Annotated in this window: 27 protein-coding genes; 21 read left to right on the top strand and 6 right to left on the bottom strand. The window is 68.8% G+C overall.

The genetic code is table 11. The features are described from left to right. Positions 1-5: 5 nt before the first annotated feature. From sucC to A6745_RS18960, 12 genes are all read left to right on the top strand, one after another. Positions 6-1,169, top strand: a complete 1,164-nt coding sequence (sucC, locus tag A6745_RS28775; RefSeq protein ID WP_066130550.1) for an ADP-forming succinate--CoA ligase subunit beta — start codon at positions 6-8, stop codon at positions 1,167-1,169. Between the two features lie 21 nt (positions 1,170-1,190). Beyond that, positions 1,191-2,072 (top strand): succinate--CoA ligase subunit alpha, encoded by an 882-nt coding sequence (sucD, locus tag A6745_RS28770; RefSeq protein WP_066130549.1) that lies wholly within the window; start codon positions 1,191-1,193, stop codon positions 2,070-2,072. A gap of 308 nt (positions 2,073-2,380) precedes the next feature. Beyond that, entirely contained in the window at positions 2,381-3,079 is a 699-nt protein-coding gene (locus A6745_RS19000; protein ID WP_066130547.1) for a TerC family protein, read from the top strand. A 205-nt stretch (positions 3,080-3,284) separates the two neighbouring features. Continuing rightward, complete coding sequence (locus A6745_RS18995) at positions 3,285-4,001, top strand: TerC family protein (protein WP_066130545.1); 717 nt, start codon at positions 3,285-3,287, stop codon at positions 3,999-4,001. After that, positions 3,988-4,110: a hypothetical protein gene (locus tag A6745_RS29590; RefSeq protein ID WP_268874744.1), complete on the top strand. Its 123-nt coding sequence runs from the start codon at positions 3,988-3,990 to the stop codon at positions 4,108-4,110. The genes A6745_RS18995 and A6745_RS29590 overlap by 14 nt, the downstream gene beginning before the upstream one ends. Positions 4,111-4,115: 5 nt before the next feature. Continuing rightward, positions 4,116-5,060: a hydroxymethylbilane synthase gene (gene hemC / locus A6745_RS18990; RefSeq protein ID WP_066130543.1), complete on the top strand. Its 945-nt coding sequence runs from the start codon at positions 4,116-4,118 to the stop codon at positions 5,058-5,060. A gap of 16 nt (positions 5,061-5,076) precedes the next feature. Further along, complete coding sequence (locus A6745_RS18985) at positions 5,077-5,895, top strand: uroporphyrinogen-III synthase (protein ID WP_066130539.1); 819 nt, start codon at positions 5,077-5,079, stop codon at positions 5,893-5,895. 36 nt (positions 5,896-5,931) lie between these two features. Continuing rightward, positions 5,932-7,158 (top strand): uroporphyrinogen-III C-methyltransferase, encoded by a 1,227-nt coding sequence (locus A6745_RS18980; RefSeq protein WP_066130536.1) that lies wholly within the window; start codon positions 5,932-5,934, stop codon positions 7,156-7,158. A gap of 3 nt (positions 7,159-7,161) precedes the next feature. Continuing rightward, entirely contained in the window at positions 7,162-8,799 is a 1,638-nt protein-coding gene (locus A6745_RS18975; protein WP_066130524.1) for a heme biosynthesis HemY N-terminal domain-containing protein, read from the top strand. Between the two features lie 3 nt (positions 8,800-8,802). Further along, on the top strand, positions 8,803-9,333 hold the full coding sequence (gene ppa, locus A6745_RS18970; RefSeq protein ID WP_066130523.1) for an inorganic diphosphatase: 531 nt from the start codon (positions 8,803-8,805) through the stop codon (positions 9,331-9,333). A gap of 172 nt (positions 9,334-9,505) precedes the next feature. Continuing rightward, positions 9,506-10,201 carry a fumarylacetoacetate hydrolase family protein gene (locus A6745_RS18965; protein WP_066130521.1) on the top strand — a complete coding sequence of 232 codons (696 nt, stop codon included), beginning with the start codon at positions 9,506-9,508 and terminating at the stop codon, positions 10,199-10,201. A gap of 20 nt (positions 10,202-10,221) precedes the next feature. Beyond that, a complete protein-coding gene (locus A6745_RS18960) occupies positions 10,222-10,353 on the top strand; it encodes an entericidin A/B family lipoprotein (protein WP_066131399.1) in 132 nt (43 codons plus the stop codon). 259 nt (positions 10,354-10,612) lie between these two features. Here the strand turns inward: A6745_RS18960 and A6745_RS18955 are convergent, their stop codons facing one another. The 4 genes from A6745_RS18955 to A6745_RS28765 form a co-directional block, all read right to left on the bottom strand. Further along, positions 10,613-11,212 (bottom strand): TetR/AcrR family transcriptional regulator, encoded by a 600-nt coding sequence (locus tag A6745_RS18955; protein WP_066130519.1) that lies wholly within the window; start codon positions 11,210-11,212, stop codon positions 10,613-10,615. Between the two features lie 13 nt (positions 11,213-11,225). Continuing rightward, the gene (locus tag A6745_RS18950; protein ID WP_066130517.1) at positions 11,226-11,825 is read right to left on the bottom strand and encodes an NAD(P)H-dependent oxidoreductase; all 600 of its coding nucleotides are present in this window, start codon (positions 11,823-11,825) and stop codon (positions 11,226-11,228) included. A 142-nt stretch (positions 11,826-11,967) separates the two neighbouring features. Continuing rightward, entirely contained in the window at positions 11,968-14,217 is a 2,250-nt protein-coding gene (locus A6745_RS18945; protein WP_066130515.1) for a phosphocholine-specific phospholipase C, read from the bottom strand. 44 nt (positions 14,218-14,261) lie between these two features. Continuing rightward, positions 14,262-14,450, bottom strand: a complete 189-nt coding sequence (locus tag A6745_RS28765) for a hypothetical protein (protein WP_156513447.1) — start codon at positions 14,448-14,450, stop codon at positions 14,262-14,264. A gap of 405 nt (positions 14,451-14,855) precedes the next feature. Here A6745_RS28765 and A6745_RS18940 point away from each other — a divergent pair, with 405 nt between their 5' ends. From A6745_RS18940 to A6745_RS18900, 9 genes are read left to right on the top strand one after another with little or no spacing between them, the layout of a single operon-like run. Next, positions 14,856-15,122 carry a hypothetical protein gene (locus tag A6745_RS18940; protein WP_066130513.1) on the top strand — a complete coding sequence of 89 codons (267 nt, stop codon included), beginning with the start codon at positions 14,856-14,858 and terminating at the stop codon, positions 15,120-15,122. After that, complete coding sequence (locus tag A6745_RS18935) at positions 15,119-16,483, top strand: hypothetical protein (protein WP_066130511.1); 1,365 nt, start codon at positions 15,119-15,121, stop codon at positions 16,481-16,483. Before A6745_RS18940 ends, A6745_RS18935 begins: the two co-directional genes overlap by 4 nt. Beyond that, a complete protein-coding gene (locus A6745_RS18930) occupies positions 16,480-17,136 on the top strand; it encodes a hypothetical protein (protein WP_066130508.1) in 657 nt (218 codons plus the stop codon). The genes A6745_RS18935 and A6745_RS18930 overlap by 4 nt, the downstream gene beginning before the upstream one ends. A gap of 9 nt (positions 17,137-17,145) precedes the next feature. Further along, positions 17,146-17,880: a hypothetical protein gene (locus A6745_RS18925; RefSeq protein ID WP_156513446.1), complete on the top strand. Its 735-nt coding sequence runs from the start codon at positions 17,146-17,148 to the stop codon at positions 17,878-17,880. After that, a complete protein-coding gene (gene cpaB / locus A6745_RS18920; protein WP_066130503.1) occupies positions 17,877-18,704 on the top strand; it encodes a Flp pilus assembly protein CpaB in 828 nt (275 codons plus the stop codon). The genes A6745_RS18925 and cpaB overlap by 4 nt, the downstream gene beginning before the upstream one ends. Continuing rightward, on the top strand, positions 18,701-20,146 hold the full coding sequence (locus tag A6745_RS18915; protein ID WP_082853149.1) for a type II and III secretion system protein family protein: 1,446 nt from the start codon (positions 18,701-18,703) through the stop codon (positions 20,144-20,146). The genes cpaB and A6745_RS18915 overlap by 4 nt, the downstream gene beginning before the upstream one ends. Next, positions 20,143-21,810 carry an ATPase, T2SS/T4P/T4SS family gene (locus tag A6745_RS18910; RefSeq protein ID WP_082853148.1) on the top strand — a complete coding sequence of 556 codons (1,668 nt, stop codon included), beginning with the start codon at positions 20,143-20,145 and terminating at the stop codon, positions 21,808-21,810. Before A6745_RS18915 ends, A6745_RS18910 begins: the two co-directional genes overlap by 4 nt. Then, a complete protein-coding gene (locus A6745_RS18905; RefSeq protein WP_066130498.1) occupies positions 21,807-22,652 on the top strand; it encodes a type II secretion system F family protein in 846 nt (281 codons plus the stop codon). Before A6745_RS18910 ends, A6745_RS18905 begins: the two co-directional genes overlap by 4 nt. A gap of 9 nt (positions 22,653-22,661) precedes the next feature. After that, on the top strand, positions 22,662-23,528 hold the full coding sequence (locus A6745_RS18900; RefSeq protein WP_066130496.1) for a type II secretion system F family protein: 867 nt from the start codon (positions 22,662-22,664) through the stop codon (positions 23,526-23,528). Positions 23,529-23,858: 330 nt separating this feature from the next. Here A6745_RS18900 and A6745_RS29430 read toward each other — a convergent pair whose 3' ends face one another. Then, positions 23,859-24,662, bottom strand: a complete 804-nt coding sequence (locus tag A6745_RS29430; protein ID WP_066130494.1) for a BPSS1780 family membrane protein — start codon at positions 24,660-24,662, stop codon at positions 23,859-23,861. Between the two features lie 65 nt (positions 24,663-24,727). After that, entirely contained in the window at positions 24,728-25,696 is a 969-nt protein-coding gene (locus A6745_RS18890) for a homoserine kinase (RefSeq protein ID WP_066130487.1), read from the bottom strand. Positions 25,697-25,744: the final 48 nt, after the last annotated feature.

Genomic DNA, 25,744 nt, shown 5'->3' with positions numbered 1-25,744 from the left:
AACACATGAAAATCCACGAGTATCAAGGCAAGGAACTGCTGAAGCAGTTTGGCGTGACCGTGCCGCGCGGCATCCCCGCTCTTTCCGTAGACGAGGCCGTGGCAGCCGCCGAGAAGCTGGGTGGTCCGGTCTGGGTCGTGAAGGCGCAAATCCACGCGGGCGGCCGCGGCAAGGGCGGCGGCGTCAAGCTGGCCCGTTCGATCGAAGACGTGCGCAAGCTGTCCTCCGAAATCCTGGGCATGCAGCTGATCACGCACCAGACTGGCCCGGAAGGCCAGAAGGTCAACCGCCTGTACATCGAGGAAGGCGCTGACATCAAGAACGAACTGTACGTGTCGCTGGTCACCGACCGCGCCACCCAGAAGGTCGCGTTCATCGCCTCCAGCGAAGGCGGCATGGACATCGAGGAAGTGGCCCACTCCACGCCCGAGAAGATCATCAACGAATACATCGACCCGCAAGCCGGCCTGACCACCGAGCAGGCCAAGAAGATCGCCGCCGCGATCGGCCTGTCGGGCCACTCGGTCGACCAGGCCGTCGACCTGTTCCAGAAGCTCTACAAGTGCTATATGGACACCGACGCCTCGCTGGTCGAGATCAACCCCCTGAACTGCGACAGCAAGGGCAACCTGATCGCCCTGGACGCCAAGTTCAACTTCGACCCGAACGCGCTGTTCCGTCACCCGGAAATCGTCGCCTACCGCGACCTGGACGAAGAAGATCCCGCTGAAATCGAAGCCAGCAAGTTCGACCTGGCCTACATCCAGCTCGACGGCAACATCGGCTGCCTGGTCAACGGCGCCGGCCTGGCCATGGCCACCATGGACACCATCAAGCTGTTCGGCGGCGAGCCGGCCAACTTCCTGGACGTGGGCGGCGGCGCCACCGCCGAGAAGGTCACGGAAGCCTTCAAGATCATGCTCAAGAACAAGAGCGTGGAAGCCATCCTGGTCAACATCTTCGGCGGCATCATGCGCTGCGACGTCATCGCCGAAGGCGTGATCACCGCTTGCAAGGCCGTCAACCTGAGCGTGCCGCTGGTCGTGCGCATGAAGGGCACCAACGAAGAACTCGGCAAGAAGATGCTGGCCGAATCGGGCCTGCCGATCATCAGCGCCGACACCATGGCCGAAGCCGCCACCAAGGTCGTCGAAGCGGCCGCCAAGTAAAAATCAGCCAAGGATTCACAAATGTCGATTCTGATCAACAAAGACACCAAGGTCATTACCCAGGGCATCACGGGCAAGACCGGCCAGTTCCACACGCGCATGTGCCGCGACTACGCGAACGGCAAGGCTGCGTTCGTGGCGGGCGTGAACCCCAAGAAGGCTGGTGAAGACTTCGAAGGTATTCCGATCTTCGCCTCGGTGAAGGAAGCCAAGGCTGACACCGGCGCCACCGTGTCGGTGATCTACGTGCCGCCCGCCGGCGCCGCCGCCGCCATCTGGGAAGCCGTCGAGGCCGAACTGGACCTGGCCATCTGCATCACCGAAGGCATCCCGGTCCGCGACATGCTGGAAGTGCGCAACCGCATGAAGGCCATCAACAGCAAGACGCTGCTGCTGGGCCCGAACTGCCCCGGCCTGATCACGCCCGATGAAATCAAGATCGGCATCATGCCCGGCCACATCCACCGCAAGGGCCGCATCGGCATCGTCAGCCGCTCGGGCACCCTGACGTACGAAGCCGTGGCGCAAGTCACCGAACTGGGCCTGGGCCAATCCAGCGCCGTCGGTATCGGTGGCGATCCCATCAACGGCCTGAAGCACGTCGACGTGCTGAAGCTGTTCAATGACGATCCCGACACCGACGCCGTCATCATGATCGGCGAAATCGGCGGTCCGGACGAAGTGAACGCCGCCCAGTGGGCCAAGGACAACATGAAGAAGCCGGTCGTCGGCTTCATCGCCGGTGTCACGGCTCCTCCGGGAAAGCGCATGGGCCACGCAGGCGCCCTGATCTCCGGCGGCGCCGACACGGCCGACGCCAAGCTGGAAGTGATGGAAGCGTGCGGCATCCGCACCACGCGCAACCCGTCCGAAATGGGCAAGCTGCTGAAGTCGGTGCTGTAAGGCATCGCGCTGCCGGCCTGGTCCGGCACTGAAAACAGCCCGCTTCGGCGGGCTGTTTTCATTGGGGCGGACGGATACGGTGGGAGGGCGGGGGGGCTGTGTTACGCATTCCCCCCCGCACGCTTTCAATCTGACAGCCCCTTGAAACTATAATCACGGGCTGACCTCGCGTTTTCCGTTGATAGAACCGTCGCTCGCGCATGCCTCAAGACGGTCCCGGCTCGCGGGTCTGCGCACGTCGGTCGTCGCGGGCCGCATGCGTTTGCATACGCGACACGGGGATCCTATACACATAGGAAAAGAGAGGCATGGAACTGAGTTCTGCAGCATTCTGGATCGCATTGCTCCAGATCATTTGGGTCAACATCCTGCTGTCCGGCGACAACGCCGTGGTGATTGCGCTGGCCGCGCGTTCGCTGCCGCCCGAGCAGCAGAAGAGGGCCATCGTCATCGGGTCGGCCGCGGCCATCGTGATGCGTATCGTCCTGACGCTGGTGGCCGCCAAGCTGCTGATGCTGCCGTACCTCAAGCTGATCGGCGCCGTCCTGCTGGTGTACATCGGCGTGACGCTGCTGCTGCCCGAAGGCGATGACGAGAGCGGCGAGAAGAAGCACGGCACCCTGATGGCCGCCATCCGCACCATCATGATCGCCGACCTGGTCATGAGCCTGGACAACGTGGTGGCCGTGGCCGCCGCGGCGATGGGCGACACCACGCTGCTGGTCGTGGGCCTGGCCATCAGCATCCCGCTGGTGATCTTCGGCAGCACGCTGCTGCTGAAAGTCATCGAGCGCTTCCCGCTCATCGTCTGGATCGGCGCGGCGCTGCTGGGTTTCATCGCCGGCGAACTGCTGGTGGGCGACCCGGCCCTGCAAGGTCCTGTCGAACGTATCGACACGGCCCTGGGGGTGACGCACCATGCCTTCGGGATGATGGTCGGCGTGGCCGGCGCCTTGCTGGTGCTGGCGCTTGGAAAAATTTTCCTCGCCCGTCAAAAGGCTGACTGATAGCTGAACTACAATAGCCGGCTTCACCCCTCCGGACCCCTGAAATTCGCGCGGTCGTGGTGGTGAAGCCGGTTTTGTTTTCTGGCCGCAAGGCCGTTGTTTCCGGGCAGGCCGCTCCTTTCTCACGGGGGCGGCAGGCCGGGGCACGGTCCGGCGGTCTTGTTTCAACAGTGTCAGTAGACGACGATTTTCGGGGGATTTCACAGTGCTCGAGTTTTTCCAGACCCTCAGTTGGGCAGCCGTATTCCAGATCATCATGATCGACATCCTGTTGGGTGGCGACAACGCCGTGGTCATCGCCATGGCCTGCCGCAACCTGGCGCCCAAGCAACGCCTGCAAGGCATTCTGTGGGGCACCGCGGGCGCCATCATCCTGCGCGTCATCCTGATCGCATTCGCGCTCACCCTGCTCACCATCCCCTTCCTGAAGGTCGTGGGGGCGCTGCTGCTGGTCTGGATCGGCGTCAAGCTGCTGATCCCCGAGGACGAAAACCACGAAGTGACGGGCGGAGCCTCCATCTGGGCCGCGGTCAAGACCATCATCGTGGCCGACTTCGTCATGAGCTTGGACAACGTCATCGCCATCGCCGGCGCCGCCCAGAACGCCCATGCCGACCACCAGCTCGGCCTGGTGATCTTCGGCCTGGTCATCAGCGTGCCCATCATCATCTGGGGCAGCACGCTGGTCCTGAAGCTGATCGACCGCTTCCCGCTGGTGGTCACGTTCGGCGCCGCGCTGCTGGGCTGGATCGCGGGCGGCATGCTCATCACCGATATCTTTGTCGTAGAGCAATTCGGCGTGCAGCCCACCCCGGTTAAAATCGGCGTCGAAATTGCTGGCGCGCTGCTTGTCGTAATCCTGGGACGGTGGCTGGCCAGCCGCAAAACCGCTTCCAAGGAATCCTCGCATGGCGCTGCATAAGACTGCCAATTCCCAGCAATCCGAATCGGGCCTGAGCCTGCTGCAAGGCCTGTTCATCCTCGCCGTCATCGGCGTGGTGGCCACGGTGATCCTGTCCCGATTCGTCTGACCATCGTGTCGGAACCGCAACGCCTGGTCATTGCCACACGCGCCAGCAGGTTGGCGCTGTGGCAGGCCGAATACGTACGCAGCCGCCTGCAGGCGCTTTATCCCGCCTGCACGGTCGAGCTGCTCACGCTCACCACCCGCGGCGACCAGATCCTGGACCGCACGCTGTCCAAGGTCGGCGGCAAGGGCTTGTTCGTCAAGGAGCTCGAGACCGCGCTGCTGGACGGCCGGGCCGATCTCGCCGTGCATTCGCTGAAAGACGTGCCGGTCGACCTGCAGCCGCCGTTCGAGCTCTGTACCGTGCTCGAACGCGCCGATCCTCGGGATGCCTTCGTCTCCAACGACTACGCCGGGCTGGCCGAGTTGCCGGACGGCGCGGTCGTGGGTACGTCCAGCCTGCGCCGCGAATCGCAACTGCGCGCCCGCTATCCGCATCTACGCGTGCAGCCGCTGCGCGGCAATCTCGATACGCGCCTGGGCAAGCTGGACCGCGGCGAGTATGCCGCCATCATCCTGGCCGCGGCCGGACTGCAGCGCCTGGCGCTGGGCGGCCGCATCCGTGCGCTGATCGATCCCGCCGACAGCCTGCCCGCGGCGGGACAGGGCGCCCTGGGTATCGAAATCCGTGACGATCGCCCCGACCTGCGCGCCTGGCTGGCGCCGCTGGCCCATGCCGACACCGCCTGCTGCGCGACCGCCGAGCGCGCCGTCTCGCGCGCCCTGGGCGGTTCGTGCCAGGTGCCCCTGGCCGCTTACGCGCAGGTGCGCGACGGCCAACTGTCGCTCCAGGCCCTGGTGGCTTCGCCGGACGGCGTGCGCATCGTGCGGGCCGAGGGGCAGGGCGATGCCGCCCAGGCGGCCGACATCGGCGCCGACGTGGCGCGCCGGCTGCTGGCCGATGGGGCGCGGGACATCCTGGCCGTCCTGCTGCGGGACGATTCCCCGTCCTGAGCGCACGGGCCGCGCCATGTCGCCGATCGCCATCCTGACCCGGCCCGCCGGCCGCAACGAGGCCCTGGCGCAACGTTTGTCCGCCGCGGGCTGGCACGCGCTCTGCCTGCCCGCGCTGGCCATCGAGCCCTTGCCGGCCGATGGCCCGTTGCCCATGCCGCACGACTACGACCTGGCGGTGTTCGTCAGCGGCAATGCCGTGCGGCTGTATCTCGACCGTCTGGCGCCGCATCTGCCCCAGGGGTGGCCCGCCGGCTGTACGCCCGCCACGGTGGGGGCGGCCAGCGCGCAGGTCCTCGAAGCGTCCGGGCTGCTGGGGGCCGGGAGCGCCGTGCTGCATCCGGCCGCCGATGCCGACGCGCACGATTCCGAGGCGCTCTGGAACCTGCTGTCGTCCCGGCCCCTGCCGCGCCGCGCGCTGCTGGTGCGTGGCACGCAGGGGCGTGACTGGCTGGCCGACCGGCTGGCCGGGGCCGGGGTCGAGGTCACGCGCCATGCCGTCTACCGGCGCCTGCCCGCCGTCTGGCCGGACGGCGCCGCGCAGGCCTTGCGGCGGATGGCGGCACGGGGCGCCGCCGCCACCTGGCTGTTGACCAGCGGCGAGGGCATCGCGGCCACCGCCGATGCGGTCCGCGCCGCGGATTTGCAGGCCTGGTGGCGCGGCTGCCGCTTCGTCGTCACGCACCCGCGTCTGGCGGTCGCCCTGCGCGCCGCCGCGGCTGTGCCGTTTGGTAACGCCGCGGCACCCGCTGTCGATGACGCCGCCACCGACATGGTGGTACAAATCTGTATGCCTGCCGATGAGGCGATCTTCGAGGCCTTTGTTGCCGCTTGAGTCGTCGTCCAAGCCTCCAACGAATACAATCGCGTCATGACAGACAACACCTCCGATATCCGTCCGACCACGCCGTCGGACGCTTCCGGCGGCGCCACGCCCGCAGCTTCCCCGTCCAGCGTGCCGCCGTCGCGGCCCGGGACGCCCGCCAAGCCGGCCAAGCCGCCTCGGCCGCGCTCGGTCAGCAGCACGCTGATCACCGCGTTCGTCATCGTCGTCCTGCTGGCCATCGGCCTGGGCGGGGCGCTCTGGGCGCAGCGGCGCCAGGCCATGAAAACCGGCCAGGAAGTCGCCGCCCGCCTGGACCAGATGAATCGCGAACTGGCGCTGGCGCGCCAGGACGGCCGCCAGGCCCTGGCCCTGGCGCAGGCGCAGACCAACCAGGTTGCCGACCTGGAAGGGCGCATCCGCGACGTACAGACGCAGAACAGCGCCTTGCAGCAGGCCTGGCAGACCTTCAGCAGCGGCGCCAACGATGAGATCCTCGTCAACGACGTCGAGCGCATGGTCACGCTGGCCAGCCAGCAGCTGCGCCTGGCGGGCAACGTCAACAACGCCATCGTGGCGCTGGAGACCGCGCAATCGCGCCTCGCGCAGGCCGACCGTCCGCGCCTGGCGGGCCTGCAGCAAAGCATCAACGGCGACCTCGACCGCCTGCGCGCCGTCACCACGGTGGACATTCCCGCGCAATCGGCCCGCATCGAGCGCCTGATCGCGTTGGTGTCGCGCGCCCCCATGCTGGTGCCCGACGACGCCGCGCCCAATCCGCAACCCGACGACTACAAGACCGACGCCACGCCCGCGCAGCCCGCCGCCGCACCCGTGGCTGAACTGCCCGCCGACGCGCCCTGGTGGCAGCGCTGGCGCGTCGAGGTCGAATCGTGGCCCTCGCGCGCCGGCCAGGCCGTGGCCCACGAACTCGGCGACCTGATCCGCGTGCAGCGGGTGGACGAACCCGCCGCGCTGCTGCTGTCGCCCGAGCAGGCCGCCACGGTGCGCTCCACGCTGCGCCAGCGCCTGATGACGGTGCAACTGGCCATGCTGATGCGCCAGCAGCCGATCTGGAAGACGGAGCTGGACAACGTGCAGGACACGCTGGCGCGCTATTTCGACACGCGCTCGCCCGATACCGCCGCCGCACGCGCCCTGGCGCGCGACCTGTCGCAGGTCGAGATCGCCGTGAAGGTGCCGGACGTGTCCGACAGCCTGAGCACCCTGGCGGCCCTGCGCGCCGCCGGCAACCAGGCAGACGGGCAGGACTGACGCATGCGTACCTGGCTCTGGACTTTATTGCTGGCCGTCGTGGCCGTGGCGCTGGCGGTCATGCTGCGCCAGCATTCCGGCAATGTGCTGCTGCTGATCTGGCCGTGGCGCATTGAAATCTCCCTCACGCTGGCGGTGCTGTTGCTGCTGGCGGCATTCGTGGCGCTGTACGTGGTGTTGCGCCTGCTGTCGTGGCTGCTGGCTATTCCCGACCGCGTGCGCGCCTGGCGCGGCCGCCGCGCGCAGGCGCGCGATCACGAACTGCTCGAGCGCGGCTGGATCGGCATGCTGGAAGGCCGCTTCGCGCATGCCGAGAAAGACCTCACGCGCCTGTTCGAGCAAAGCAAGGTGCGCAGCCGCCGCGTGCTGGCGGCGCTGGCCGCCGCCCGTTCGGCGCACGGCCTGGGCGAGTTCGACCGCCGCGACCGCATGATCGAAGCCGCCCGCGAACAGGCGGGCGAGGACGCCGGCCTGCAGGAAGCCACCGCCACGGTGGCGGCCGACATGCTGCTCGACCAGGGCAAGCCGCAGCAGGCCCTGGAGACGCTGGCGCCGCTGCAGGATGGCGGCGCGCGGCATCTGCACACCTCTCGCCTGCTGCTGCGCGCCGAGACGGCCCTGGAGCACCATGAGCGCGTCTTCACGCTGGCTCGCGGGCTGCTGCGCCGTAACGCGCTGGACAAGGCCGAGGGCGCGCAACTGATCGACCACGCCGGGGCCGCGCGCCTGCGCGCCGGCATGGCCGGCGACGGCTGGCGCGTCATCTGGAAAGACCTCAAGGCCGAAGAGCGCCTGCTGCCCAACATCGCGCTGGCGGGCGCCGCCGCCTTCGAGGCGGACGGCGAGGGCGCCGAGGCCGCGCGCATCCTCGAGGCCGCCATCGGCGACCGCTTCAATCCGGTGCTGGTGTCGGCCTATGCGCGGTGCGATGCCTCGCAGGTGCCGCGCCGCCTGGCCAAGGCCGAGACGTGGCTGGCGCAGCGTCCCGCCGATACCGACCTGCTGACCGCGCTGGGCGTGCTGTGCCTGAACGGCCAGTTGTGGGGCCAGGCCGAACGCTATCTGCAGCGCAGCCTGGCGCGCCGCAACGATGCGCAGTGCCATGCCCTGCTGGGCAGCCTGTACGACCGACTGGACCGTCCCGCCGATGCCGCGCGCCACTGGCGCCTGGCCACGGCCGCGCGCCAGGCCCTGCCGGTGCTGGCCACCGATGCCGCGCTGCCCGCCGCCGACATGGGCGCGGATCCGTCCCACCTCGACAGCGAGGGCGAGTATGACGCGCTCTTGCCCGCCAGCCATGCCACGCCGGTCGCCGCCGAGCCCGTGCCCGAGCACGCGCCGGTTGCCGACTACGTGCTCGATCCGGATGCGCGCGAATTGAACGAGCGCCCCGAGACCATCGAAGCGCCGGCGCCCGTGCCGCAGCGCTCGGCCATCGACATCGAAGACTACTTCGACAGCGCGCCGATTCCGCCGTCCGCTTTCGAGGCGCCGGTGTCCCGCTATACGCCCGCGGCCGAGCCCGAGCCGCCGGCCGCCGCCACGCCGCCGGCCAAGGCGCAGCCCGTGCCCGCGCAGGCCACGCCCAAGCCGGCCGCGCCCTTGCAATCCCCCGATTCCCCTTCAGACAACAAAGGTTGAACCATGAGCCTTGATCGCGTCGGTCCCGGCAAGAAGCTGCCGGAAGACTTCAACGTCATCATCGAAATCCCCATGAACGCCGATCCGGTCAAATACGAGGTCGACAAGGACACGGGCGCGATCTTCGTCGATCGCTTCATGCTGACCGCCATGCACTATCCGTGCAACTACGGCTACATCCCGCAGACGCTGTCGGAAGACGGCGATCCCGCCGACGTGCTGGTCGTCACGCCGTTCCCGATCCAGATCGGCGCCGTGGTGCGCTGCCGCGCCATCGGCGTGCTGGAAATGGACGACGAATCGGGCGGCGACGCCAAGCTGCTGGCCGTGCCGGTCGAGAAGCTGTACCCGCCTTACCGCAGCGTCAAGTCCTATGAAGACCTGCCGGCCGAAGACATCGGCCGCATCCAGCACTTCTTCGAGCACTACAAAGACCTCGAAAAGGGCAAGTGGGTGAAGGTCAAGGGCTGGAAGGGCGTGGATGCCGCGCACGAGGAAATCACGCGCAGCGCCGAGCGTTACACCAAGGCCTGATCGCCTTTCGGGCTGACGCGTTCAGCCCCCTGACAGCGGGCGGCCCTTCGAGGCCGCCCGTTGTGCTTTGCGGCATGTCCGGCCCTTTGCTTGACGTGTCAACTAGCGTATAAAGTCGCGTTGGTTTTACTCCGGTCGCGCCCGCGGCCCTACGCATACAGAGGTCTTGCAGATGGATTTCGTCATTTCCCCGATCCCGCCCGTCTCGCTGCCCGTCGCCGGCAGCAGCGCCCGTTTTCCGGTGCGCCGCGTTTACTGCGTGGGCCGCAACTACGCCGAGCACGCCAAGGAAATGGGCTTCACCGGCCGTGAAGACCCGTTCTTCTTCTGCAAGCACCCCGACAGCCTGGTCAGCGTGGCCGATGGCGAAACGGGTTCCATGCCCTATCCGCCCAAGACCTCGAACCTGCACTACGAGATGGAGCTGGTGGTGGTGCTGGACAAGGGCGGCCGCGACCTGTCCGTCGAAGCCGCCGCCGAATGCGTGTGGGGCTATGCGCTGGGCCTGGACATGACCCGCCGCGACCTGCAGGGCGAAGCCAAGAAGCAGGGCCGTCCGTGGGAAGTGGGCAAGGCCTTCGACTTCGCCGCGCCCATCGGTCCCGTGCATCCGCGCAGCAAGACCGGCACTCTGGACAAAGGAGCCATCTGGCTGGACGTCAACGGCCAGCGCAAGCAGGTCAGCGACATCTCGCAGATGATCTGGAACATCGCCGAAAGCATCGCCTACCTGTCGGGACTGTTCGAGCTGCAGCCGGGCGACGTCATCTTCACCGGCACGCCCGAAGGCGTGGGCGCGGTGGTGCAGGGCGACGTCATGGTCGGCGGTGTCGACGGCCTGGGCGAACTGCGCGTGCGCGTGGCTTGAGCAGCAAGGCAGGATTCATCGTGCGCAATAAACTCATGCTGACCACTCTCGTGGTGCTGGGCTTGGTGCTGCAGGGTTGCAACACCGTATCCGGCGTGGGCAAGGACATATCGCGAGCGGGCAACGCGATCAGCAACGCAGCAGACAGGTAAGCCGAGCGCGCCCTGCGGCTGACCGGAAAACGCCGTCCTTTGGACGGCGTTTTTTCTTGGGCGTCGATCCGGCTGTCGGCGCGGGACGCGGCCTTGCATGGGCTTCCGCCGGCTTGCACGGCATTGCACGGCCTGCATCTTCCATTCAGGGCTTGGGCGGCGTTGCACAGGTCTCGACGGCCCGTGAACGAGCGGCTGGAATTGCGATAGCTGCTTTCCAGCCTGCCAGCCGCAGGCGCATCAAACAAAGTACGCGCACCTATTTGCTGCGCTTGACCAGCGCGACGATGGTCTCGAAAAGTTCCTCGCACGCCTGGGCCTCGGTGATGTCGCCGCAGGCCGCCGCCTCGGACAGCGCATCGGCCGCGCCCAGCATGGCCCACATGCCTGGCAGCGCGATGCCGCCCGCGCCCGCGTATGGCGCCAGGATGCCGCGGCATTTGCCGATGAAGATCTCCTGGTAGCGCCGTTTCACCGCCGCCAGTTCCGGCGATCCGTTCAGCGCGGCCAACACGTCCGATATCTCCCGGCCCTGTGTCAGCACGCACGCCACGTAGCTTTCCGCGATGACGCGCGCCTTGTCCTTGAGCGTGGCGCGGGCGGCCGAGATGGCGGCGTCCATGATGGCGGAGTGCCGGGCGTCGTAGTCTTCGTACATCGCGGCCAGCAGTCCTTCGCGCGTGCCGAAGTGGTCGTAGACCAGCGGCTTGGCTACGCCGGCCGCCACGGCCAGCCGACCCAGCGTCAGGGCATCCGTGCCTTCCCCGGCCAGTTGCCACGCGACGTCCAGCAACTGGCGCTGGCGGTCGGCGCGCGACAGGCGGCGGCGCGGGGTGGGGGCAAGGGTCGGTTCAGGCATATCGGATACGGCATCAGGAGGGGGCCCGGGCCTCGAACACGCGTTGGCCGATGGCGTGCGCGGTATCCAGGTGCCCGGACGGAATCTGCCCATCGACGGGCAGCAGCAGTTCGGAGGCCACGACGGGGGCGCCGCAATAGCCGAAGATGCCGTGATCGATCTGCAGCTTCATGGCGCCCTGGTAGCCGTGACGGTCATAGGTTCGCATGTCCGCGCCACCGATGGCAACCAGGTGGACCTGCAGGTGTTCCAGCTTCTTCACCAGCTTGCCGTCGTTGTTGTCTTCATAGGCCCAGCCGTTGGTGAAGACACGGTCGATCCAGCCCTTCAGCAGGCCGGGAAACGACCACCAGTAGACGGGATAGACCAGCACCAGGGCTTGGGCGCGTTGCAGGCGCGCCTGTTCGGCCCGGACGTCGGAGGGCGCGGGACCCTTGCCCTGAAACTGCGCGAAGTCTGCCGCGTTGAAGCTGGGGTTGAAACCTTCCGCGGCCAGATCGGCGATTTCCGCCGTGTGCGGCCCCGAGGTGGCGATGCCCTGTTCCACCTGTTGCGCGACGGCGTGCGTCAGCGATTGGCGGTCGGGATGCGAAGCGACGATGAGTGCATGCATGAGCGAGGTCTCCTGGAAAGGTGTACCTACCAATAGTAACTTACTAAAGGTAGGTATTCAATCCGGATGCATGTCCCGCACGATGGGCGGTGCCGCCAAGCACGCGTGGCGGGATGCCGGGGCATTCCGCCGTCCGACGCGATTACCCGTTGGCCGTCTCGCCCATGGCCGGGTCGGTCACCGAATGTTGGCCGTTCTCCAGGTGGCCTGCGAAACGACGCCGCATCGATGGCGCCGCGTCGCACGTCACGGAGAAGTCGTACCACTGGCCGGTATCGCCGACCTGCCAGCGCAGGTCCAGCACCTCGCCGGGCTCGACCGCCGCGACCCAGGGACCATCCGTGCGATAGGCGTTGGCCGTCGCGGTGAAGGTCACGCGCCTGTCGCCCGGGTTGTGCATCTTCACCTGGATCTCGGGCGGTTCGCACAGCGCGTAGCAGACCTGGATCTCGGGGCCGCCGGCGGCGAGCTGTTCGTTCACGTCGCCAATGAACTCGCGGTGATAGCCATTGGGTCCCAGCACCCACAAGTGGTAGCGGCCCGCGTCGTCGGCCAGGTTCCATGCACCGCTCAGTTGCTTGCCCGATTCCACGGCATAGCGGCGCGGGATGCGGTCCAGGTGCAGTTTGTCGTAGACGTGGAAAACCGCGCCCGCCTCGCCGCGGCTGTCGTTGGCGAACACCAGCGTCACCTGGTCCCGGCCCGCGCGCAGCGTGGTGTGCAGCTCATAGGGCAGGGCGCGCGCGGGACGCGTGCCCGTGTCCTGCGGCGGCAGCGCCGAAGCCGTGGTGGCCGCGGGCACGGGAATGGCCGCCGACGCCGTCTGCGACAGGGCCAGGTTGTCCACCGTGGTCTTGTCGGCGCGCCCGGCCAGCGTGGGCAGGCTCTCGCCGTTGGGGTTCTCGAAGTTGAACGCCGAGGTCAGGTCGCCGCACACCGCGCGGCGGTACTTGCTGATCTGCGGCTCTTTCACGCCGAAGCGTTTCTCCAGGAACAGCAGCGTCGAGGTGTGATCGAACACCTGCGAGTTGATCCAGCCGCCACGGCTCCACGGCGACACCACCCACAGCGGCACGCGCGGGCCGGGGCCGAAGGGCTTGCCGTCCTGGTCGGGCTGGTTGTCGGTGGCGGGCGTGTAGTTGAAGTACTCGAACGCCATGTCCGCGTCCGACAGCGTGCTGGCGCCGTGCAGCACGCCGCTCTCGTCGCGCGACGGGGCCGACGGCGGCGCCAGGTGGTCGAAGAAGCCGTCGTTCTCGTCGTAGTTGATCAGCAGCACCGTCTTGCTCCAGACCTCGGGATTGGCCGTCAGTACGTCCAGCACCTGTTGCACGTACCAGCCGCCCTGCGCGGGGCTGGAGGGCCCGGGATGCTCGCTGTAGACCGACGGCGGAATGATCCACGACACCGAGGGCAGCTTGCCGGCCGCCACGTCGTCGCGCAGCGATTGCAGGAAGCCGTCGGGCATGGTGTTGCCGAAGCCCTTGGCCAGCGGGCTCAGCGGGTTGTCGATGGCGGCGTCGTAGAACGGCGGCACGGGCGTGGCCAGGTTCACCGGGGCATACACGGGACGGCGTTCCACGGGCATGCCTTCGATCTCGGCGCGCCAGTGGCGGAAGCTCATCATCTCGTTGCAGCCGAAGTTGTCCGACAGGCTCTGGTAGACCTTCCAGCTGACGCCTGCCTCCTGCAGGCGGTCGGCATAGGTGGTCCAGGTCCAGCCTTCGGTGGACGGCCCCACGTCGTTGCCGCCGTTGAACTCGTTGACCAGCGCGGCCACGGTGACGTCGCTGCCGTCGGCCGGATTGACGCCGCCGGGGCCACAGGTACCGCTCCAGTAGTACAGGCGGTTCGGGATGGTGCCCGTGTGCATCGAGCAGTGATAGGCGTCGCACAGCGTGAAGGCGTCGGCCAGCGCGTGCTGGAACTCCACCTCGTTGGCCTCGTAGTAGCCCATCGACAGCGGCTTCTTCGCCACCGGCCAGGCGTTCATGCGGCCGTGGTCCCACGCGGCCTGCGCGTCGGGCCAGGTGTGCGGCGTGCCGCCGGCGCGCTGGGCATTGCCCTTCGTTTCGTCCAGGTGGTAGGGGATCAGCGTGTTGCCGTCTTCATCGGTCTGGTAGAAGGCGTTCCTGCCGTTGGGCATGGGCACGGCGAAGCGGTCGCCGTAGCCGCGCGCGCCCTTGAAGGTGCCGAAGTAGCTGTCGAACGAGCGGTTCTCCAGCATCAGCAGCACGACGTGCTCGACGTCGTCGATGGTGCCCGTGACGTTGTTGGCCTCGATGGCCAGCGCGCGCCGGATCGCGGGCGGGAACATGGACAGCGCGGTGGCCGAGGCGGCGCCGCCCAGCGTGGTGCGCAGGAATTTCCGTTTGGAAGAGTTGATGCTCATACGGGTGTCTTGTCGCTTGAAGAGGTCGAAGGGCGCGTGGCGCCTCAGGGGGCGGGGGCGCAGTGCGCGCTGGTGCAGGCGGCGGGGGGCGTGCCGCCGCCTCCATCGCCTGGCGGCGGGGACGTGTCGTCGTCATCGCTGCCACAGGCGGACAGCAGCAGCGCCAGGCACAGCGCGCCACAGGCCAGCAGGGGCCGGCCTGTCTTCTTCTGCAAAAAGGGTGGAGTGGTCATGGGTGTCGAAACCGATTCAGCTTGGTCTGGCCGAGCGCGTGCCTGGCGCAGGCGCCATGGCGGTCGGCACGGGAAACGGCGGGTGCTTGTCGGTGGGTCTGATGCCCTGCGCACGGGTCGCCGCGATGCATGGTTTGAAGCCGTCGGTAGTCAGCGCGTGGTGCGTGCTGGGGCGGACGGCACGGGCATTCTGCGACAGGGCGTGTGTCAGTTCGGTGACGGCCCGAAGGCTGTTTCAGGTCGAAGCGTCACGTCATATTTTCGGCGCGCAGTCTTGCTGGAAGGGCTTTGCGAGATGTGTCAAGACGGTGTGAGCGGGTCTGTCCGCCTCGGCATCTGCGAATAGCCGGGCCTCTGCGCGAAATCCATACTGCCTCCCATGTTCAACACCGCCCTGGGGGGTCTATGCAAGTTCTCAAGCAACGGCAACGCGGCCAAGGAATGACCGAGTACATCATCGTGGTCGCGCTTATCGCGGTGGCGGCCATCGCGGTGTATCAACTGTTCGGGCAGGTCGTGCGTTCGCAGACCGCTGCCATGGCGCGCGAACTGGCGGGGCAGGACGGCTCCACGCAATCGCGCGAGGCGCGCACGGCGGCAAGCTCGGCGGGCGAGCAGACCAAGTCGAAGTCGCTGCAGTCCTTCACCGGCAACGCGCAGGCCGCCAAATGACGTGCGTGCCGCGTGTCCGCGCAGCGGGTCAGGCGCTGGTGGCCGCGGTGGCCCTGCTGGGCCTGTGCGCGGCGGCGTGGGTCGGCCTGTACAACGTCGGGCAGACAGCCGCCGCGCGCACGCGGCTGACGCACGCCGCGGATGCCGCGGCCTACAGCGCGGCCCTGGCGCAGGCCCGCACGTTGAACATGCTGGCCTACGTCAATCGCGCGCAGGTCGCGCACCAGGTGGCGATGGCCCACCTGGCCACGCTGGCGTCGTGGGCGCAGTTCTCGGGCACGCAGGCGCAGCGCCGCGCGGCAGGCAATCCTCCGGCGTATCTCATCGGTTCGATGTTCGGCGCGAAGGCGCTGCAGGGCTATCTGGCGGCGCAGGCAACCTCGGGCATGGCGGCGCAATTCGCGCGGCGCCATGCCGAGCACGATGCGCTGGTGCACGACACGCTCGCCCAGGTGGCGAACCGCCAGGTCAGCCAGTTGCCCGCCCGGCGCAACGCCGTGCTGCGCGCGGTGCTGCGGGCCAACTATCCCGAATCGGGAGGGGCACAGGGCACGCCGCAATGGCATGTGCTGGATGATGGCTTGCCCGGCTACGTGCGCGCGCAGCGCGGCGGCGATGCGTCGGACATGGCGCGCATGGTGCGCACGGCGGCGGCGCGCTACGGGTTCCTGCGGCCGCGCGATATCACCCGGCGCAACGCCTGGATGGTGTCCCGCAGTTGCCCCGAACGGCGGCATGAACTGCGCCGTCGTGGCGCGACGCAGATGGATGCGCGGGGCCGCTGGTCGGCCAGCGACACGCTGTCTTATCACGCGTTGCGCGAGAACCGCTGGATCGGTTGCCACTACCGCGAATACGCCATGGGATGGGGGCTCGCCGGCCGTGACGACGGCAAGCCGATCCAACGGGCACCCGAGGACTTCTCGCAGGAAGACTTCTGGCGCTGGGTCGATCAGAACACCTCGTGGGACATCATCATGGGCGTCACCAATCCGCTGGCCTCCGCCTATGGCGAGCAGGCGCGCGTGTCCCTGCCTGGCCGCGGGATGGCAGGCTATCACGAGGTATCCGGATCGCGCGCGCAGACGCCGCTGCGGTTCGCGGTGGCCGTGCGCCAGGCAGGCGCCTCCGTGCCCACCACCGAGGGCAGCAGTGCGGTCGTGGTGGCGGGCCGCTTCGACTGGCGGGCCTTGCGGGGCGGGTCGTTGACGGTGACTTCCGCGGCAGAGACCTTCTTCGCCCGGCCGCAGCCGCGCGAGGACGGCAAGGACGAACTGGCCACGTTGTTCCGGCCGTACTGGCAAGCGCGCCGTGTCGCGGTGACCGAAGCCGAGTCCGCTGCAGCGAGGCGGTTGCCATGATGGGCGCAAGTATCGGCATGGGTGCTCACGTGCGCCATCAGCGCGGCCAGGGCGTGGTCGAGGCCTTGCTGGCGGCGGCCGCGCTGGCGGGATGCGTGCATGCGATCGCCTGGACGGCGCGTTTGCAGTTCAACGGGCTCGAAGTCTCGCAGGCCAGCCGCCTGGCGGCTTTCTCGGCGGCTCGCGCGCGGCAGGCCGCGCAGGACGACGGCGCGACCGCAATCCGGCTGTATCGGCCCGTTGGCGACATGGCACAGGAATTGACGCCGGACGCCGTGCGCGGGCAATTGGCCGCGCAATGGCTGCGAGTGGATGACAGCCTGCTGGCCGCGCAGGCGCGACGGCGGGTTGCGCCGAACGGCGGCTGGGACAGCGTGGGGCGCGATGCCCAGCCGCTCGTCCTGCTGCGCCATACCGCGTTGGCGGCGCAGGCGGGACATGCCACCTCCGATGCCCAGGCCCAGCACCGCCTGGCCGAGAGCCGGGCGGGCTGGTCGGGCGTGGCCGATGCGTCGCGCCGCCTGTCCCGCACGCTGCGCAATCGGGCCGGCGAGGTGGACGCCGCATGGGGCGGCCGCAAGCCTGGCGACGACTGGTTGTCCGCTTGGCATGACCTCGTGCCGGCGGGGCGCCTCGTGCCGCGCAAACCCTAGGAGCCCATCATGGATGCTTTTGTTCGCCTCGGGCGTTGGCGATGCGTGCTGGCCGGCCTGGCGCTGCTGTGGGGGAGCGTGCCTGCGTCCGGCGTGGTTCACTTGCGGACGCAGACGATGGCGCCGGCCTGGTCGCTGCCGCGCGGGGCGGTCCGCACCCCGATTGCGCAGCAGGCGTTGCTGTATGGCGCGCCGGCCGACATCGCCTACTACGAAGCCCCCTTGAGCGTGTCCGGCATGCTGTCGCACTTCCAGAAGCATCATCCCGAATTGCGGGACCTGACGGTGCAGCAAGGCATGGCCGTCCTGTCCGAGCGGCAGGGCGAATGCCTGCGTATCGTCACCGTGACCGGCCTGGACCGCGCGCACAGCGCGGGCACCTTGTCCCGTGTGTGCTGGCCTGACCTGGCCCCGCAGGCGGGCCAGGCGCCGCAATGGCTGCCGGCGGGCGCACGGCTGGCGTTCGACTTTGCCACGCGCGAGCCATACGGCCGCCACGTGCAGCAGGTCTGGCATCATCCCGATCCGCCCGTGGCGGTACGCAGCGCGTTGCGCCGTAACCTGCTGCGCCTGGGCTGGCTGCCCGCGCCGGACGATGCCGCGGGCACGCAGCAATGGGTGCAAGGGGCCTCGACACTGGCCATCGATGTCGTGGCGGCGCCATCGGGCAGCGCCATCGTCATCGGCATGCAGGACTACGAGGCGGCGCCCGTCGCGCCTGTGCCGCCGGAGCGTCAGCCATGAACCCGGCGCGATGGATGCAACTGGCGCGCGCGTTCGGCGGTTATCTGATCGCGGGCGTGGCCGGCCTGATCGCCGCCTGGGCCGTGCGAGAGCACATCCAGCAGCGCACGCTCGAACTGGAAGAGCAGGGGCGCGTGCCGATGGTGTCGCGTGTGGTGGCGGCCGCCGATCTGGCGGCGGGGGCATCGCTGAGCGTCGGCCAGCTCGCGGTGCGGGAGGTTCCCGCGGCGTGGGCGCCCTCCGATTCCGTGCCGCCCGATGCGCTCGAACTGGTGGATGGCGGCATGCTGGTGCTGCCCCTGAAAGCGGGAGAACCGGTGCTGCGGCACCAGGTCAGGCTGCAGGCGCCGCCCGAACCCATGGCTCGCCAACTCGGCGCGGGCCGGCGCGCGCTCAGCCTGCCATTGAGCGAGATACGCGATCTGCCGCAATCCGTGCGGCCAGACGACCGCATCGACCTGTATGTGTCGTTTTCGCATGGCGGGCGGCAACTGACGATGCCATTGCTGCAGGCGGGCAAGGTGCTGGCGGTGGACGCGGGGGCCGACGGCGCGCCGCCGAGCATCACGCTGGAGGCATCGGTCAGCGATGCCATGAAAGTGGTGGCCGCGCGCCAGGATGGCGTGCTGACGGCGACGTTGCGGCCCGTCCAGGACGCGGGCGGCGCCCAGCAAGGGCGCGCGCAGGATCTGCCGGGCATGCTGGGGCTGCGCCAGCCCGCTGCCCCGCGTGCTCGGGAGATCCGCATCATCTATGGCGACCGGCTGGAGGGGGCGTCCGTTTCGCTGCCCACGGGTGCGGACATGCCGGGAGACACGCCATGACGAGCGCGCCCGGCCGATTCCTGTGGCGCGCCACGCTGGCCGCCCTGCTGGCGGCGCCCGTGTCCGCGCAGCCCCGGCGGCCCGCGCCGCCGCGTCCCATCGATGCCGCCGCAGTGGCCGCGGCGCAGGCCGAGTCCGTCCCGACGGACATCGACCTGGAAATCGGCGAAAGCCGCGTGCTGGCGGCGCCTGGCGCGCATCGCGTGGCGGTGGGCAATGGCCAGGTGATCAGCGCCATGGCGGTCGATGCGCGCGAGGTCGTGCTGTTCGCGCGGCAGGAGGGCACGTCCACCGTACACATCTGGACCGGCCATGCCGCGCCCGTGGCGTATACCGTGCGCGTCTATGCAGCCGGCCTGCGCCGCATGCGTATCGAGGTGGACAAACTGCTGGAGGGGATTCCGGCGGCGCGCAGCACGCAGATCGGCGGCAACATCGTCATCGAGGGCAACGACCTGTCCGACGATGACCGCGCGCGTATTGCCGCGCTGGCCGAACGCTACCCCGGGGTGCTGGACTTCACCGGGCAGGTCGGATGGGATCGCATGGTGCTGCTGGACGTGCAGGTGGTCGAACTGCCGCGCTCGCGCCTGCTGGAGTTCGGCGTGCGCTGGGATTCGAGCAGCCAGGGCGGATTACAGGCGGGGCTGGCCTGGGATGGCGGGTCGGCGGCCGCATCCTTGACCGAACGCCCCGGCCAGCCGCCGCTGGCCATCCCGCTGCCCACCGGCCGGGCAGCGGGCTATTTCGGCGTCAACGCCTTGCTGGCCGCCAGTCTTTCCGCGCTGGCGCAGCGCGGCGAAGCCGTGCTGCTGGCGCAACCGCAGTTGCTGGCCCGCAGCGGCAGCACGGCCTCGTTCCTGGCGGGCGGCGAAGTGCCCTACGCCACGACTGACAGCAACGGCGGCAGCAATACCCAGTTCAAGCCTTATGGCGTGTCGCTGCGGATCACGCCGCGCATCGGCCGCAACGGCACCATACGGTCGCGCATCGAAGTCGAGGCCAGTTCCATCGATGCCTCGATGAGCCTGCCCTCCGGACCCGCGCTGCGTACCCGCCGCGCCTTGACCGAGTTCAACGTGCGTTCGGGGCAGACGCTGGTGCTGGGCGGCTTCCTGTCCAGAGAGCGTTCCGTCGAGCGCACGGGCCTGCCCTTGCTGTCGGACATCCCCTTGCTGGGCAACCTGTTCTCCACCCGGCGCACCCAGGTGCGCGACACCGAACTCGCCATCTTCGTCACGCCCAGCATCGTGTCGCACGACTACGCGGGGTTCGACCAGACCGCGCGCCAGGCGCGGCAGGCGTTGCGGCAGGCCTTTCCCGAGCCGCCGCAAATGGGGCCCTTGCCCGCCGCCACGCCGGGCCGCGGCTGGGTCGGTCCCGACGGCGCGGGTTCGCAATGGCAGGCGCCTGGCGTTTCTCCTTCTTCCGGAGCCTATTGATCATGCTCGAACTCGAACTGACTTTCGAAGACGGCGCGCAACGCCTGCACGTCGGCGCGCCCCCGCTTACCCTCGGCCGGGGCGCGCAATGCGACGTGCGCATTCCCAACTGGCGCGTGGGCAAGCAGCATGCCCGGCTGGCGCTGCGCGGCGACAGCATCGTGCTGGAAGACCTGGGCACCTTGGCCGGCACGCTGGTCAACGGATTGCGGGTCGCCACCCATGCTCCCGTGCTGCCGGAAGACCGTATCGTGATCGGGCCATGCCGGATCCGCGTGCGCCATGCCCTGCCGCCGCAGCAAATGGCCGTCTCGATAGACCCTCCGCCCGAGCCGCGCGCAGCCGATGCCGTGCCCGCCGAGCCTCCCGCGCAGCATGATCCCGTGCAGGATGCCAGGGGGTTGTTGCCGTATCACCGGCGCCTGCATGCGGCGCTGCTGCAGGCGCTCGACCTGCGACGGCGCGACGTCGCGGGGATGAGCGACCAGGCCTTGCGGGCCGAGGCCGAGAAGCTGCTGGACGACCTCGTGGGGCAGGACGCCGATCTGCCGCCGCACGTCGACCGGGCGAGACTGTGCCGCGCGGTGTTGGACGAGGCCGTGGGCCTCGGGCCGCTGGAATCGCTGCTGGCCGACGGAGGCATCACCGAGATCATGGTCAACCGCCACGACGAGGTCTACGTCGAGCGTGGCGGAAAACTGTCACGGCATGATGCCGTGTTCAGCAGCGAGCAGTCGGTGCGCTGGGTGATCGAACGCATCGTCGCGCCGCTCGGCCGGCGTATCGACGAGAGCTCGCCGATGGTCGATGCGCGCTTGCCGGACGGGTCGCGCGTCAACGCCGTGATTCCGCCCATCGCCATCCGGGGGCCCAGCCTCACCATCCGCAAGTTTCCGGTGCGGCGTCCCCACATGCCGGATCTGGTGCGCTATGGCTCGCTGGACATGGCCATGGCGGGCCTGCTGACTCTTTGCGTGCGGCGCCGCAAGAGCATCGTCGTGTCGGGCGGCACGGGATCGGGCAAGACCACGTTGCTGAACATCCTGTCCAACGCGATTCCGGAAGGCGAACGCATCGTCACCATCGAGGATGCCGCCGAGCTGCGTTTGCATCATGCCCATCTGGTGTCGCTGGAGGCCCGCCCGCCCAACCTGGAAGGCCGGGGACGGGTCGACATCCGCGACCTGGTGCGCAATGCCCTGCGCATGCGGCCCGACCGTATCGTGGTGGGCGAGTGCCGCGGCGCCGAGGCCTTCGACATGCTGACCGCCATGAACACCGGCCACGAAGGCTCGCTGACCACCTTGCACGCGAACTCGCCACGCGATGCGCTGGGCAGGCTCGAAGCCATGACGTTGATGGCCGGCCTGGACCTGCCGCTGGCCGTCGTGCGCGAGCACATCGCCTCCAGCATCGACATCCTGGTGCAGCAGGCGCGGCTGTCCGACGGCCGGCGCCTGGTGACGGCCATCGTCGAGATCACCGGCATGGAAAGCGGCCGCATCCAGTTGCAGGAGCTATTCCGATACGAGCCGGCGCGCGGTTTCGTGGATACGGGATTGCGGCCGACCTTCATGGATGGATGCCAGGACGATGGCGCGGCGATCGCCGCGGGCGTGTTGTCCGCGCAATACGTGGCCGCCATGCAGGACAGCCCGCCATGATCTGGCTGGCCTTCGCCATGACCGGGCTGGCGGTGGGGGCGCTGGTGTGGCGCGCCCAGGCCTTGGTGGGCCCGGCGCTGCAACGCCATCGCCAGCTGTATACGCACGAGGCAGGGTTGAAGCTGGGCGAGATATTCCTCTTCATCGACCCCGCCCAGCTCTGGTTCGCCGCCGTGGTGTGCGGCCTGCTGCTGGGTCTGCTGGCGTGGGGGGTGACGCAGAGCCTGCTGGCGGCTGGCATCGCCGCCGTGCTGGCCGTGCGCCTGCCGACGCGGCTGGTCGAGGGAGTCCGCCGCAACCGGCAGCTGCGTTTCGAGAAGCAGTTGCCGGCCGCGCTGATGTCGTTGGCGGGCGGCCTGGCGGCGGGCGCCAGCCTGGCCGTGGCGCTGAAACACATCGTCGAGCAGAGCGAGGCGCCGCTGTCGCAGGAGTTCGGCCTGATGCTGCGCGAGCAGCGGCTGGGCGTGCCGTTCGCCGAGGCGTTGGCGAACCTGCAGAAGCGGGTGCCGTCCGAGTCCACCGTGCTGGTCGTGGCCGCGTTGCGCGTGGCCTCGCAGACCGGCGGCAACCTGGCCGAGGCGCTGGAGCGTATCGCCGAGACGCTGCGCGCGCGCCTGCAACTGCAGGGCAAGATCCGCGCACTGACCGCGCAGGGCCGCATGCAGGCCTGGATCGTGGGCGCGTTGCCGATCCTGCTGGCCGTGGCGTTGGATCAGCTCGAACCGGACACCATGGCCTTGCTGTGGCATACCCCGCTGGGCTGGGCCGTGGTGGCGGTGGTCGTGGTGCTGGAAGTGGCGGGCGTGCTGCTGATCCGCCGCATCGTGGACATCGATATCTGAGAGGCCGTCATGCTGCTCGCATTGGCGATGGGCCTGGCGGCCCTGTGCGCGGGATTGGCGGTCTACGCGCTGTGCATGCCGCTGTGGCGCGGCGACCGCGCGCCGCGCACCGATCCCGTGCTGCCCTGGTGGTGGCGCGGTGCCTGGCCCTGGACGTCATGGCTGGCGCGGTTGGGCGGGCCTTTGCTCTCCTGGCGCGCGCGGTCTCGCTGGAGCCGGCTGAAGGGGCGGGCGGGCCTGCCTGCCCAGGTTGCCGAGACAGACCTGGCCGCGCTGGCCTGGCTGGCGTCGCTGGCCGCGGCGGCTCTTGCCGCGGCAGTGGCCTTGCGCCTGGGAGCGGATCCGCTCGTGCCCGCCATCGCCTCGGCCATCGTGGCGGGCCTTTGGCCGCGCCTGTGGCTGCGGCGCCTGGCCACGCGGCGCCGATTGCGCATCGACCGCGACATGCCTTTCGTGCTGGACCTGATGACGCTGTGCGTCGAGGCCGGCCTGGGTTTGCACGGAGCCTTGCAGCAATCGGCGCAGTGCGCGCCTGCCGGGCCGCTGCGCGACATGCTGGAGGGGGCGCTGGCCGACATGCGTGCGGGCATGGGCCGCGCGGCCGCATTGAAGGCCATGGCCGCCCGCGCCGGCAGCACGGCCCTGCAGGCCTGGGTGGCGGCCCTGGCGCAGGCGGACTCGCTGGGGATGAGCCTGGGGCCGCTGATGCGCGGCCAGGCGGCTCAATGCCGCTCCGACCGATTCCAGCGCGCGGAGCGCCTGGCGATGGAGGCGCCGGTGAAGATGCTGTTGCCCCTGATCGGCTGCATCTTCCCGTGCACCTTCATCGTGCTGGGATTCCCGATCCTGATGCAGTTGCTGCCGGCGCTGGGGTAGGCCGTCATGCAGACTTGCCCGCCACGGCGTTGCCTGCGACACGATTTCCAGCGGTACGGCCGCCAGCCTCCGGATTGCCGGGTTGCGGCGCCCGCCTCCGGACGGGTGCTGCCAAGAGAACGCCTGCGCCTGCTGTCCGTGACGCGACCCATCGGCCGCCTGTTCGGCCTCTTGCCGCGCAGGCGTCCGCCCGGCCCGCGCAGCGGCATCTGGCTGCAGCCGTGCCGGGCCGTGCATACGATGGGGATGGCCTATGCCATCGACGTGGCCTTCATCGGCGGGGATGGCAAGGTGTTGAAGGCGGCCACGTTGAAACCGTGGCGCGCCGCCTTATGCGTGCGCGCCGTCGCGGTGGTCGAGGTCCGCGCTGGCGTCCTCGATGTTGAACACCGAGGTATAGGCTGGATAGAAGCTGGCGTACAGCACCGCGCACGCCGAGATGTTGACGGGCATCTGCAGCGTGCTGACCAACGCGACCGGCAGGCCGGCGGCGATCATCAGGCCCGTGGCCAGGTCGATGAACATGAAGATCATCGCCCAGGCCACGCCGTACACCAGGAAGGCCCACTTGTTGCGCCAGCAGGCCACGCCCGAGAAGAACATGGCCTGCGTCATGCGCACGCCGTGCCAGCTCACCAGCACCGGCGCATGCCAGAACACGGCGGCGATGGGGATGTACAGGATGACGAACAGGATCAGCGGCCGCTGCATGGCCGCCATCATGGGGGCCAGGTCCTTGCTGGCGGTGGCCAGTTCCATGCCCGCGACCACGTCCCGCGTGAAGGGCAGCACCGCCACGATCTCGGCAACCAGCACGGCCACCGCGTACATCACGCCCATCAGCGTCAGTTTCTTGAACACGCCGGGCAGTTGCAGCGGCTTGGGCCACATGGACGGCAGCATGGTGCGGCCGGCCTCGATGTGCTTGGCCGCCGCGATGCTCATCATCGCCACGATGGGCATCAGCACCGGCAGCAGCAGCGGGCCGATCGGCAGCGTGAGCACGGCGAACAGGACGAACAGGCCCACCACCGTGGACCACGCGAACATGGCCAGGGGCTGTCTCAGGAACAACTGCACGCCGGTGCGGATCCATTGCCAGCCAGAGGCTGCGGGTAGCGATGCTGCTTGCATGGGGGTCTGTGTACTGGGGGTCAGCGCGTTTCGCGCACCATGTTCGATTATGCGGGCGGCCGGAATCAGGGCAAGGCGGGCAGGGCGCCGTGGTGGCGCGCCTGCAACACTCGCTCGAAATGGCGCGGATCGTGCGGCTTGAGTGTCTGCGCCGGGCGTGGCAGGTAGAAGTCGTACAGGCGCGAGACCCAGAAGCGCAGTGCGGCCGCTCGCAGCATCAGCGGCCAGGCGGCGCGTTCCTCGTTGGTGAACGGTCGGTGCTCGGCGTAGGCCGACAGCCAGGCCTGGGCCAGTTCGGGCACGAACTCGCCCGTTTCGCGCACGATGCACCAGTCGTTCAGGCTGACGGCCACGTCGAACAGCCAGGTGTCGCAGCCCGCGAAATAGAAGTCGATGATGCCGCCCATGCGGGGCGACTCGAACGTGCCGGCGAACAGCACGTTGTCGCGGAACAGGTCGCAGTGCGCCGGGCCCGAGGGCAGCGCCTGCCACTGCGGCGTGGCGGCGGCGTCGGTCTGGGCCTGCAGCTCGTTCTGCAGCAGGGCCGCCTGTCCGGCCTGCAGGTACGGCAGCACCTTGGGCACGGTCTGCTGCCACCAGGACAGGCCGCGCAGGTTGGGCTGGTACAGGCTGAAGTCGCGCGCGGCCAGGTGGGCGCGCGCCAGCGTGGCGCCGGCCTGCGCGCAGTGCCGCGGGCCTGGCGCGGGCTCGTAGCCACCCGGCAGGCGGCTGACGATGGCGCAGGGCTTGCCGTGCAGCGTGGTCAGGCGCGTGCCGTCGCGCAGCGTCTGGGGCTCGGGCACGGGCACGCCGCGCTGCGCCAGGTGGTGCATCAGTTCGATGTAGAAAGGCAGTTGTTCCTGCGTCAATACCTCGAACAGCGTCAGCACATACTCGCCGCCGGTGGTGTGCAGGAAGAAATTGGTGTTCTCGATGCCGGCCGTGATGCCGCGCAGCGACACCAGGTCTCCCAGTTGGTAGCGCGTCAGCAACGCGCGTGCATCATCGTCGGATACAGGAGTGAATACGGCCATTGGCTCAAAACGGACGGGGTTGTCGGACGCGCGGGCCCTGCCCGGAGC

This window comes from Bordetella ansorpii, assembly GCF_900078705.1.
Classification (GTDB): Bacteria; Pseudomonadota; Gammaproteobacteria; order Burkholderiales; family Burkholderiaceae_B; genus Bordetella; species Bordetella ansorpii_A.
The sequence above is the reverse complement of the archived record's forward strand: the minus strand, read 5'-3'. Positions and strand labels throughout refer to the sequence as shown.